The sequence below is a fragment of the uncultured Aquincola sp. genome (genome assembly GCF_964001545.1).
GTDB lineage: Bacteria > Pseudomonadota > Gammaproteobacteria > Burkholderiales > Burkholderiaceae_C > Aquincola.
Genome location: NZ_CAXFDV010000799.1, coordinates 1 through 10,495 on the forward strand (window position 1 = coordinate 1; position 10,495 = coordinate 10,495).

Annotated in this window: 10 protein-coding genes; 8 read left to right on the forward strand and 2 right to left on the reverse strand. The window is 69.7% G+C overall.

The annotated features are described in order from the left end of the window. The 3 genes from ABNT58_RS27705 to ABNT58_RS27715 all read left to right on the forward strand — a co-directional run. On the forward strand, positions 1-499 hold a 499-nt coding region (locus tag ABNT58_RS27705), incomplete at its 5' end, for an acetamidase/formamidase family protein (RefSeq protein WP_348756593.1). Between the two features lie 9 nt (positions 500-508). Then, positions 509-856, forward strand: a complete 348-nt coding sequence (locus tag ABNT58_RS27710) for a zinc ribbon domain-containing protein (protein WP_348756594.1) — start codon at positions 509-511, stop codon at positions 854-856. Between the two features lie 92 nt (positions 857-948). Beyond that, positions 949-1,755, forward strand: coding sequence for an oxidoreductase (locus ABNT58_RS27715; protein WP_348756595.1), 807 nt, complete (start codon positions 949-951; stop codon positions 1,753-1,755). Here ABNT58_RS27715 and ABNT58_RS27720 read toward each other — a convergent pair. Further along, positions 1,752-2,324 (reverse strand): TetR/AcrR family transcriptional regulator, encoded by a 573-nt coding sequence (locus ABNT58_RS27720; RefSeq protein ID WP_348756596.1) that lies wholly within the window; start codon positions 2,322-2,324, stop codon positions 1,752-1,754. The genes ABNT58_RS27715 and ABNT58_RS27720 overlap by 4 nt on opposite strands. Before the next feature lie 232 nt (positions 2,325-2,556). Between ABNT58_RS27720 and ABNT58_RS27725 the strand changes: the two genes are divergently transcribed. From ABNT58_RS27725 to ABNT58_RS27745, 5 genes are read left to right on the forward strand one after another with little or no spacing between them, the layout of a single operon-like run. After that, complete coding sequence (locus tag ABNT58_RS27725; RefSeq protein WP_348756597.1) at positions 2,557-3,963, forward strand: TolC family protein; 1,407 nt, start codon at positions 2,557-2,559, stop codon at positions 3,961-3,963. Next, the gene (locus ABNT58_RS27730) at positions 3,960-5,111 is read left to right on the forward strand and encodes an efflux RND transporter periplasmic adaptor subunit (RefSeq protein ID WP_348756598.1); all 1,152 of its coding nucleotides are present in this window, start codon (positions 3,960-3,962) and stop codon (positions 5,109-5,111) included. The genes ABNT58_RS27725 and ABNT58_RS27730 overlap by 4 nt, the downstream gene beginning before the upstream one ends. Continuing rightward, positions 5,111-8,203, forward strand: coding sequence for an efflux RND transporter permease subunit (locus ABNT58_RS27735; RefSeq protein ID WP_348756599.1), 3,093 nt, complete (start codon positions 5,111-5,113; stop codon positions 8,201-8,203). The genes ABNT58_RS27730 and ABNT58_RS27735 overlap by 1 nt, the downstream gene beginning before the upstream one ends. 9 nt (positions 8,204-8,212) lie before the next feature. Beyond that, complete coding sequence (locus tag ABNT58_RS27740; RefSeq protein WP_348756600.1) at positions 8,213-8,749, forward strand: helix-turn-helix domain-containing protein; 537 nt, start codon at positions 8,213-8,215, stop codon at positions 8,747-8,749. A 47-nt stretch (positions 8,750-8,796) separates the two neighbouring features. Continuing rightward, positions 8,797-8,967, forward strand: a complete 171-nt coding sequence (locus ABNT58_RS27745; protein ID WP_348756601.1) for a hypothetical protein — start codon at positions 8,797-8,799, stop codon at positions 8,965-8,967. Here ABNT58_RS27745 and ABNT58_RS27750 read toward each other — a convergent pair. Next, positions 8,946-10,472, reverse strand: a complete 1,527-nt coding sequence (locus ABNT58_RS27750; protein WP_348756602.1) for a tannase/feruloyl esterase family alpha/beta hydrolase — start codon at positions 10,470-10,472, stop codon at positions 8,946-8,948. The genes ABNT58_RS27745 and ABNT58_RS27750 overlap by 22 nt on opposite strands. Positions 10,473-10,495: the final 23 nt, after the last annotated feature.

A 10,495-nucleotide genomic window follows, 5' to 3' on the forward strand; every position in this document is an offset into this window, starting at 1 on the left:
GGGCCTGTCGGTGGGCGACCTGCACTTCAGCCAGGGTGATGGCGAGATCACCTTCTGCGGCGCCATCGAGATGGCCGGCTGGGTGCACATGAAGGTCTCGCTGATCAAGGGCGGCATGGCCAAGTACGGCATCAAGAACCCGATCTTCAAGCCCAGCCCGATCACGCCCACCTACAACGACTACCTGATCTTCGAAGGCATCTCGGTGGACGAGCAGGGCAAGCAGTACTACCTGGACGTGCAGGTGGCCTACCGCCAGGCCTGCCTGAACGCGATCGAGTACCTGAAGAAGTTCGGCTACTCGGGCGCGCAGGCCTACAGCATCCTGGGCACGGCACCGGTGCAGGGCCACATCAGCGGCGTGGTGGACGTGCCCAACGCCTGCGCCACGCTGTGGCTGCCCACGCAGATCTTCGACTTCGACATCAACCCCAGTGCGGCGGGGCCTGTGAAGCACCTGGACGGCAGCATCGACATGCCGCTGTCGCCCGACCTGTAGGCCGCCCGCATGCCCACCTACGACTACCGCTGCACCCAGTGCGGCCCCTTCGAGGCGCTGCGTCGCATCGCCGACCGCGAGCAGCCGCAGCCCTGCCCGAGCTGCGGCGCTGCAGCGCCGCGCACTTGGCTGGCCGCGGCCCGCATCGCCGACATGGACCCGGCGCTGCGCGGCGCCATGGCCACCAACGAGCGCGCCCGGCATGAGCCCAAGCGCTCGGGCGACTATGCCCGGCTGAAGCACCCGGCCGGCTGCGGCTGCTGCAGCACCAGCAGCGGCCGCCGCAGCGCGACGGTGACGGGGGCGCAGGGCCAGAAGGCCTTTCCAAGCAAGCGGCCCTGGATGATCAGCCACTGATGGCCCGAAGCCGTTGACGAAGATATCTGTACTTGACGGTACATATTAGGAGGCTGAAAATAACTGTACCTACTGGTACAGCAAAGAGCCTCATGACTTCGTCCCAAGTTGTTCTCATCACCGGCGTCTCCTCCGGCATCGGCCGCGCTGCGGCGCAGCAGTTCGCGCAGCAGGGCTGTCTCGTGTTCGGCACCGTGCGCGACCTCGGCAAGGCAGAGCCAATGCCCCAGGTGGAGCTGGTGGAGATGGACGTTCGGGACGACTCGTCGGTGCGTCGCGCGGTGGGGGCTGTCCTGCAGCGCGCCGGCCGCATTGACGTGCTCGTCAACAACGCCGGGGGCACCTTGCTGGGCGCCGTGGAAGAAACCTCGGTGGCTGAAGCCAAGCACCTGTTCGACACCAACCTGTTCGGCATGCTGCGCGTGACGCAGGCCGTGCTGCAGGTCATGCGAAAGCAGGCGTCCGGGCGCATCGTCAACGTCAGTTCCGTGCTCGGCTTTCTGCCGGCCCCTTACATGGGCCTGTACTCGGCGTCCAAGCATGCCGTCGAAGGCTTGTCAGAGACGCTGGACCACGAGGTGCGCAGGTTCGGCATCCGGGTGGTGCTGGTGCAGCCTTCCTACACCAAGACCAACCTGGACCTGAATGCGCCGGTGGTGGCGTCGAAGATTGCCGCCTATGACGGCGATCGGGAACAGGTCTCACGGGCCATCACCCGGAACGTGCAGAAGGCGCCCGCGCCGCAGGCCGTGGCTGCCACCATCGTGGACGCCGCATTGGGCGCGTGGCAGATGCGCAGGACGCCCAAGGGAGAAGCGTCGCTGCTGAAGACCCTGCGGCGCTTCATGCCGGTCGGCCCGGTGGATGCCAGCCTGCGCAAAACCTTCGGCCTGGGCTAGCAGCGGGCCTGGTAGCCCGCCAGGAACACCCGTACCGCCTCCTGCAGCATCGCGTGGTCCTGGGCTGGCGTGGGCATGGGCAGCTTCAGCAGGCCGCGGATGTGGCCATCTCCAAGGAACATGGCCAGGAACAGGTCGGCCGCCAGCCGGGGGTTGGGCACGGTCAGTGCACGGGCCAGGCTGGCACGCCCCAGGTAGTCGGCCAGGTCCGAGATGAGCCGGTCAGCACCTTGGCGGTAGAACGCCCGGCAGGCCTCGTGCTGCGTCGCCGCCGCGCCGTACAGCGCCCGGAACTGGGCCAAGGCGTGGTCCTCGCGGGCCAGCGCCAGGAAGTTCTGTCCGATGGTCAAGAGCGCCTGCTCCGGCTGTCGCGGGTCCAGGGCGTTGATGTCGGTGCGGCCCGGCATCACCTGCTCGCTCCTGTCGCGGACGACCGCCTCGAACAAGCCATTTTTGGACTTGAAGTGGCTGTAGACCGTCATTTTCGAGACGCCGGCATCTGCCGCGATCGCGTCGAGGCTTGCCTTGTCCAACCCATGGGTGTGGAACTGCGCTCGCGCGGCATCCATGATGCGCTGGCAGCGCGCCGGGTCTCGCGGCCGCCCTCTGCGTGCTTGGTCAGGCGGTTGTTCCGTGGCTCGCTTCCTCATTCTAAATAGTGTACTTGACAGTACATTTAAAATGCGTAGAGTTCATGGACTTGTGAGTCCATAAAAGCAGACCATGAAACATCACAGGCCAGCCTGGCCTTCCGTGGCCCTGGGGTGGGGCCGGCCGATGGGGGTGATCGGCCTGGCAGTCTTGACGGCGGCATGTGCCACGCCGCCGGCGCCACCGGTGCAGCCGTCGGTGCCGCTGGCCGCGTCGTATCTGCAGGCGTCCACGGCCGGCGCGGCTGCCGCGGCGCCCGACGCGGCCTGGTGGGCGGGCTATGGCGACACCCGGCTGTCCGGCTTCATCGACGAGGCGCTCGCGGCCAACCAGGACGTGGGCATCGCAGTGCAGCGGGTGCGTCAAGCGCAGGCGGGCCTGCAGTCGCAGGACGCGCGGCTGTGGCCGAGCGTGGGTCTGCAGCTCTCGGCCTCGCAGACCGACAGCGGCCTGCCGGCGGCGGTCAAGCAAGGATCGCCCGACACGCGTGCGCTGCGCGCCGGGCTGGAAGTGGCCTGGGAAATCGATGTGGCCGGCGGCGTGCGGGCTGCGCGTGATGCGGCGCAGGCCGACGCGTGGGCGGCCCGGCTGGGCGTGGACGGTGCGCGGCTGCTGGTGGCCAGCGAGGTGGGCCGGCAGTATTTCCTGCTGCGGGCGGCCCAGGAGCAGCTGCGCATCGTGCAGTCGCTGGCGGCCACGCAGCGCGAAACGGCCGACCGGGTGGCCAGCCGCGAGCGCGAAGGCCAGGCCAGTGCCTTCGACCTCGACCGTGCGCGGGCCGAGGCCGACAGCCTGGATGCCCAGGTGCCGCTGCTGCGCCTGCAGGCCGGCACGGCGCAAAGCCGATTGGCAGTGCTGCTGGGTCGTCAGCCTTCGGCACCGGTGATGGACGCGGCCGAGCCCTTCGCCTGGCCTTCGCCGCGCAGCATCGCGCCCGGGCAGCCTGGCGAGCTGCTCAAGCGGCGGCCCGACCTCGCCGCCGCCGAGGCGCGGGTGAGCGCCGAAGGCCTGCGCACCGAAGAAGCGCGGGCGCAGTGGTGGCCCAAGCTGTTCCTCAACGCCCTCGTCGGGCGCCAGGACCTGCGGCTCAATGCCCTCGACCTGGCCCCGGTGCGCTTTTCCAACGTGGCGCTGGCCTTCGCCATGCCGCTGTTCAACGCCGGCCGCATCGACGCCGGCATCCAGGCGCAGTCCGCCCGCACGCAGGAGGCCCTGCTGGCCTGGCAGAAGGCCACCCTGGTGGCGGTGCAGGAAGTGGAAGACAGCCTGTTGATGCAGCAGCAGCAGGCGTCGCGTTCGCAGGCATTGGCGCAGACGGTGGACCACCGGCAGCGCTCGCTGCAGCGCGCGCAGTCGCTGCAGCGCGAAGGCCAGATCGACCTGCTGGTGCTGCTGGACGTGCAGCGCTCGGTGCTGGCCAGCGAACTGGCCTTGTCCGACAGCCGGCTGCAGCAGGCCCTGGCCGACGTGCAGCTCTACAAGGCGCTGGGGGGCGGACTGCCATCCCTCGCCTCGGAGGGCGCCTTTCCATCCCTTGCCGCAAGGACTTCGAAGTGAGCAACGTATTCATCGTGGCTGCCCGTGTGGGCATCACCGCCGCCAGCTTGTGGCTGGCCGCCTGCAGCCAGCCGGCGGCGCCACCGGCCCTCGTTCGGCCCGTTTTCGTGACCACCGTCCACCCCACCCAGACGGCGCAGTCGCGCAGCTTCACGTCGACCGTGCGGGCGCGGGTGGAGGGCGACCTGGGCTTTCGCACCGGTGGCAAGGTGATCGAGCGTCTGGTGGAGGTGGGTGAGGCGGTGAAGGCCGGCCAGGTGCTGGCCCGGCTCGACCCCATCGACTATCAGCTGGCCGTGAATGCGGCGGCCGACCAGGTGCAGGCGGCCCAGGTGGATGCCGCGCAGGCCGCCTCGGACGAAGCCCGCTTTCGTCGCCTGCTGGCCGATGGCTCGGTGGGCGCGGCCGACCATGAGCGCCAGAAGGCCCGTGCCGACGCGGCCGCCGCCCGGCTCGACCAGGCCCGCCGCCAGCTGGCGCTGGCCCGCAACCGTGAAGGCTATGCGGCGCTGGTGGCGCCATATGCCGGCGTGGTCACCGCGATCCGCTTCGAGCGGGGGCAGGTGGTGGCCGAGGGCCAGCCCGTGATGGCGCTGGCCCGCGACGGCGAACGTGAGGTGGTGGTCGATCTGCCGGAGGACTGGGTGGGCCGCGCGCGCGGGCTCACGGCCACGGCCAGCCCCTGGGCCGACGCCCGCACCGCGCTGCCGCTGGTGCTGCGCGAACTGGCGCCCCAGGCCAGCGCCCAGGGCCGCACCTTCCGCGCCCGCTTTGCCGCCACGGCCGCTTCCCGCGCGCAGGTGTCCGCTTTGCCGCTGGGCAGCACGGTGCAGCTGACGCTGTCGGCCCCGGCGGCCGGCCCCGCCACGGTGTCGCTGCCGGTCAGCGCGCTGCTCAAGGGCAGTGGCCAGCCCGGTGTGTGGATAGTGAACGCGCCGGGCACGGGCCTGGTGTTCACGCCGGTGGGCGTCGTCCAGGCCGACGAGGCGACGGTGCGCCTGACCGGTGTGCCCGCCGGGGCGCGGGTGGTCACCGTGGGTGCGCAGACCCTGGATGCCGGCATGGCCGTGCGGGCCATCGAGCGCAGCCCGGAGGCCACCACCAGCGCCACCAGCGCCGCCGCGACCACGGCCGCGAAGGGCAGCTGATGAAACGCTTCAACCTCTCCGAGTGGGCGGTGACCCACCAGCCGATGGTGCTGTTCCTGATCATCGCGACGATGGTGATCGGCGTGTTCTCGTTCAGCCGCCTGGGTCGTCTGGAAGACCCGACCTTCGAGGTGCCGCAGATGACCGCCATCGTGGCCTGGCCCGGTGCCACGGCCGAAGAAGTGCAGGACCAGGTGCTCAACCGCATCGAGCGCAAGTTGCAGGAGCTGGACCAGTTCGACTACGTGCGCAGCTTCGCCCGCCAGGGCTACGGCGGCATCACGCTGTGGATGAAGGGCGGCAGCAGCAAGGAGGAACTCGACCGGGCCTGGTACCAGGTGCGCAAGAAGATCGGCGACGTGCGCCAGGAGTTTCCGGAAGGGGTGCGGGGTCCTTTCTTCAACGACGAGTACAGTGACCGCTACAGCGTGCTGTATGCATTGAGCGCGCCCGAGCTGTCGATGGCTGAACTGCTCACGGTCACCGAGGCCGTCAAGCGCCGCTTCCAGAGCGTGCCTGGCGCCGGCAAGGTGGACGTGCTGGGCAAGCAGGCCGAGCGCGTGTACGTGGAGGTGTCCACCCGCCGGCTGGCGGCCCTGGGCATACCGCCATCGGCCGTGTTCGATGCGCTGGCGCGCCAGAACCTGGTGGCGCCTGCGGGCTCTTCCGACACCCCGCACGACCGGGTGCAGGTGCGTGTGGACGGCCGCTTGTCCGGCGTCAAGGACGTGGAGAACGTGACGCTGGAGGTGGCAGGGCAGGTGCTGCGGCTGGCCGATGTGGCCACGGTGCGCAGCGGCTATGAAGACCCGCCCAGCATGACCATCCGCCACAACGGCGTGCCGGTGCTGGCCATCGGCGTCAAGCTGCAGCACAACAGCAACGTGATGGCCTTCGGCCAGGCCATGCAGGCACGCCTGGACGAGGTTCGCCGCGAACTGCCGGTGGGCGTCGAGATCCAGCAGTACGCCGACCAGCCGCGTGTGGTCGGCGAGTCGATCTGGGAGTTCGAGCGGGCTTTCCTGGAAGCGCTGGCCATCGTGCTGGCGGTGTCTTTCCTGTTCCTGGGCTGGCGCACCGGCATCGTGGTGGCGGCTTCGGTGCCCCTGGTGCTGGGCCTGGTGTCGGCCGTGATGTATGCGGCGGGCTGGAACCTCGATCGCATCTCGCTGGGGGCGCTGATCATCGCCCTGGGCCTGCTGGTGGACGACGCCATCATCGCCGTCGAGATGATGGTGGTGAAGCTGGAGGAGGGCTGGGACCGCGTGCGTGCCGCCACCTACGCCTACACCTCCACCGCATTCCCGATGCTCACCGGCACCCTGGTCACCGCCGCCGGCTTCATGCCGGTGGGCTTTGCCAAGTCGATCTCCGGGCAGTACGCCGGTGGCATCTTCTGGGTGGTGGGCGTGTCGCTCATCCTCTCGTGGCTGGTGGCGGTGGTGTTCACGCCTTACCTGGGCATCAAGCTGCTGCCCAGGACGCTGGGCCATGGCGGGCACCACGACGTGTACGACCGGCCGCTGTACCACCGCTTGCGCCGCTTGATCGACTGGGCGGTGCGCCAGCGCTTCATCGTGCTGGGCTTGACGGTGCTGCTGCTGGTGGCCGCGGGTGCCGGCATGACGAAGGTGCAGCAGCAGTTCTTTCCCACCGCAGCCCGGCCGGAGCTGCTGGCCGAGCTGCGGATGCGTGAAGGTGCGTCGTTGGCCGCCACCGAGCAGCAGGTCAAGCGCCTGGAAGCCATCCTGGCGCAAGACCCCGACATCGAGTACTTCACGGCTTACACCGGCGCGGGCACGCCGATCTTCTACCTGTCCATCCAGGCGGAGCTGCCCAACCCGGGCTTTGCCCAGGTGGTCATCAAGACCGCGGGCATCGAGCAGCGCGAGCGGGTGCGCGCCCGGCTGATGGCACTGTTCGACGAAGGCGAAGTGCTGCCCGACGTGCGGGCGCGGGTGCTGCGCCTGGAGTTCGGTCCGCCCGTCGGCTTCCCGGTGCAGTTCCGCGTCATCGGACCCGACCCGGCGGTCGTGCGCGAGATCGCCTACCGGGTGCGCGATGCGGTGCGGCAAAGCCCGCTGGTGCGCGACACCCAGCTCGACTGGAATGAGCAGGTGCGCTCCATGCGCGTGGTGGTGGACCAGGACAAGGCCCGCCAGCTGGGCCTGACCACGGCGGACCTCCAGGGCCTGGTGCAGACCACGCTGGACGGCTCGCCGGTGACGCAGATCCGCCGGGGCGAAGAGCTGGTGGACGTGGTGGTGCGCGCCACGCCCGAGGAGCGTCGCGGCATCGGCCAGCTCGGCGACCTGCAGGTGTTCACCCGCAGCGGCGTCACGGTGCCGCTGTCGCAGGTCGCCCGCATCGAGCCGACGTTCGAAGAGCCGGTGCTGTGGCGCCGCAACCGCGACATGGCGCTCACCGTGCGCAGCGACCTGGCCGATGGCGTGCAAGGCCCTTACGCCACGACGCAGATCCGGCCTTCGCTGCAGCCCATCATCGAGAACCTGCCGGCGGGCTACCGCATCGAAGAAGGTGGCGCGATCGAAGAAAGCGACAAGGCCAACGTGGCGCTGTTCGCGGTGTTCCCGGCCATGTTCGCGGTGACGCTGGCGCTGCTGATGATCCAGCTGCAGAGCTTTTCGCGCATGTTCATGGTGTTCCTCACCAGCCCGCTGGCCATCATCGGCGTGGTGCCTGCGTTGCTGGCCTTCCGGGCGCCGTTTGGCTTCGTCGCGCTGCTGGGGGTGATTGCGCTGGGCGGCATGATCATGCGCAATGCCATCATCCTGGTCGACCAGATCGACCAGGACATCGGCCGCGGTGCAGCGCCCTGGTCAGCCATCGTCGAAGCGACGGTCCGGCGGTCCCGCCCGGTGGTGCTCACCGCAGCGGCTGCGGTGCTGGCCATGATCCCGCTGACGCGCAGCGTGTTCTGGGGACCGATGGCGATCTCCATCATGGGCGGCCTGGTCGTGGCGACGGCACTGACGCTGGTCTTCGTGCCGGCCTTGTACGCCGCCTGGTTCAAGGTGCGCCGCGACGCGACGGCCGCAGCTGCGCTGCCGTCGGCAACGGCGCCGGCCTGACGCACGACCATGCCGACGAATCACCGACAGCGCCCGGTGCGCGGGCGTGGGCACATCGGGCCGGAGAAGATGCTGCTGGCCGCGTTCGACGTGTTCGTCGACAGGGGCATCGCCGCCGCCGCGATGGAGGAGATCGCCCAGCGTGCGGGGGTGGGCAAAGGCACGCTCTACCTCTACTTCGACAGCAAGGCCGACATGTTCAACCGGCTCGTCTTCACGGAAGGCGCGCAGCATCCGTCGCTGGTGGCCTTCTGGCTTGAAGAGGTGATGGCCCCCAGCCTGGCGGCGCTGCGCCGGGTTCGGCAGGCCGCCCGCCCCGACCATCGCCTGGCGGACCTGGACGACGAAACCATCCACCACGCGCTGGTGTGGCCACTGATCGGCGGCGCGCTGCATGCGCAGTTGCTCAGGTCCGCACCGCCGCGGTCGATGCGTCGCGAGACCTCGCCACGCAGCCATGTACGTCTGGTGCAGGCGCTGCTGCAACCGGTCCGCCGAGCTTTGCGGGTCGGCCGCCTGCCTCGACCGGCTCGGTTGCCCGGCTAGCCCGCAGGACCTGCAGGCGCATCGGCTGGTGATGCTGCGTGCGCCCGATGACCGCGGGCCTCGCTTTGTTGCCCGAGCTGGCGGTCACCGCGCTGCCCCGCCGGCGCTACCTGCCGCTGCGCACCCGCGCCTTCCTCGAGTGCTTCATCCGCCATGTGCAGGCGGTGGCGGCAGCGGCCGGCCGGCCGCCGCGGGTTCAGGGCGAGGTGCAGGTGTAGTTGCTGGCCAGCGCGGCGGCGGCGGCATCGTTGGCCGGCCCGGTGTAGCGAGCGTATTGCGGGTACACGCACAGCGGCCGCGTGAGCTGCGGCGCACCGTTGGTGCCCAGCTTGGCGGCGCTCAAGGTGCCGGGGGCCTTGCCGTTGCTCACCCAGTCGTCCGGGGCGGCCAGCAGGTCGGTCTGGTCGGCACCCGGGCCACCCGAACAATGGTCCACCCCGGGCGCGATGTAGTAGCGCACGAACTCATCGGCCGCCGCCTGCCCGCCCACGCTGGCCGTGACGCCCTGGTAGTACGCCGTGGTGGCCTTGTAGCTCAGGGCCGAGTCGTTGCCGCCGTGCCAGAGAATGAGCTTGGCGTTGCTGGCCTTGAAGGGGCGCAGGTCGGTGTTGGTCGCGTCGTTCAAGGCCGCCATGGCATAGAGCGCATTCAGGTTGCTGTCCCACACGTAGCTGAGCGAGTCCTGGCTGCGGTCGCGCGCCAGGTAGTTCTTCACCGTCGTGTCCTGGAACAGGTACTGCAGCGCCGCCTGCACCGTGCCGCCGCCCGTCACCCAGGTGGGCCATGCGCCCGCGTCGTCTTCATTGCCGGTGAGTGCCCAGCCGGTATTGGTGTAGGTGCCGCCCGCCCAGGTGGCCGCAGACGTCCATGAACCCACGGTGGCCAGTTGCGCGTCGGACAGGCAGGTGTCGCCGGCATCGGCCCCGCCCGCGCAGCGCAGCACCTGCGGATCGAAGTTGCAGGCAGCGGGGTGGGAGACGATGCCGTCCTTCACGCCGTCGTTGGCATCGCAGGCATCGCGGACCGATCGCGCGAGCAGCCCGAGCTTGGCGGCGTTGAACTGGCCACCCGGCGCGGCCAGCGCCTTGGCGGTGCGGTTGAACTGGCCCATGAAGCCCACCCAGTTGTAGGCCGGCGCGCGGGCGATGATGCCGTCGAACAGGTTGGGGTTGCGCTGGGCCGCCATCAGGGCCTCCCGGCCGCCGTTGGAACAGCCTTCGAAGTAGGCGCGGTCGGGCGTCTTGCCGTAGGCCGACTGCAGCAGTTCCTTCGCGGCGGAGGCCACGGTGGGCACCGACAAGGAGCCGAACAGGTTGGCGGCGTAGGTGTCGTTCAAGGCGAAGTCGGCGGACAGCCCGTTGCCCGCATGGCCCGAGTCGCTGTTGACGGTGGCGTAACCTGCCTGCAAGGCCGTGAGGTTGCCGCCTTGCAGACCGGGGATGCTGCCGTTGTAGCCGCCGCCCCCGCCGTAGTAGAGCTTGCCGTTCCAGCGCTCGGGCAGCCGCATTTCCAGGTTGAGGCTGGGCGCCATGCTGGCGGTCACCTTGCAATAGACGGGCGCAGGGCCGCTGGCCGGCACGGCCGCAGCCGCGACCACGGTGGCGCCCGCCAGCGACTTGCCGGCCAGTGCAGCGCAGGCCTGTTCGGCCGACACCGTGTTGCTGGCAGGCGTGTGGTCGTCGCCATCGTCATCGTCGTTGCAACCCGGCAGTACAGCGGCCATGAGGGCCAGCGTGGCTGCCAGCA

Bases quoted from the DNA above. Each gene is read 5' to 3' on its own strand.
- ABNT58_RS27750 (WP_348756602.1), bottom strand. From the start codon at position 10,472: ATGGCCGCTGTACTGCCGGGTTGCAACGACGATGACGATGGCGACGAC.
- ABNT58_RS27740 (WP_348756600.1), top strand. From the start codon at position 8,213: ATGCCGACGAATCACCGACAGCGCCCGGTGCGCGGGCGTGGGCACATC.
- ABNT58_RS27715 (WP_348756595.1), top strand. From the start codon at position 949: ATGACTTCGTCCCAAGTTGTTCTCATCACCGGCGTCTCCTCCGGCATC.
- ABNT58_RS27735 (WP_348756599.1), top strand. From the start codon at position 5,111: ATGAAACGCTTCAACCTCTCCGAGTGGGCGGTGACCCACCAGCCGATG.
- ABNT58_RS27745 (WP_348756601.1), top strand. From the start codon at position 8,797: ATGACCGCGGGCCTCGCTTTGTTGCCCGAGCTGGCGGTCACCGCGCTG.
- ABNT58_RS27720 (WP_348756596.1), bottom strand. From the start codon at position 2,324: ATGGATGCCGCGCGAGCGCAGTTCCACACCCATGGGTTGGACAAGGCA.
- ABNT58_RS27710 (WP_348756594.1), top strand. From the start codon at position 509: ATGCCCACCTACGACTACCGCTGCACCCAGTGCGGCCCCTTCGAGGCG.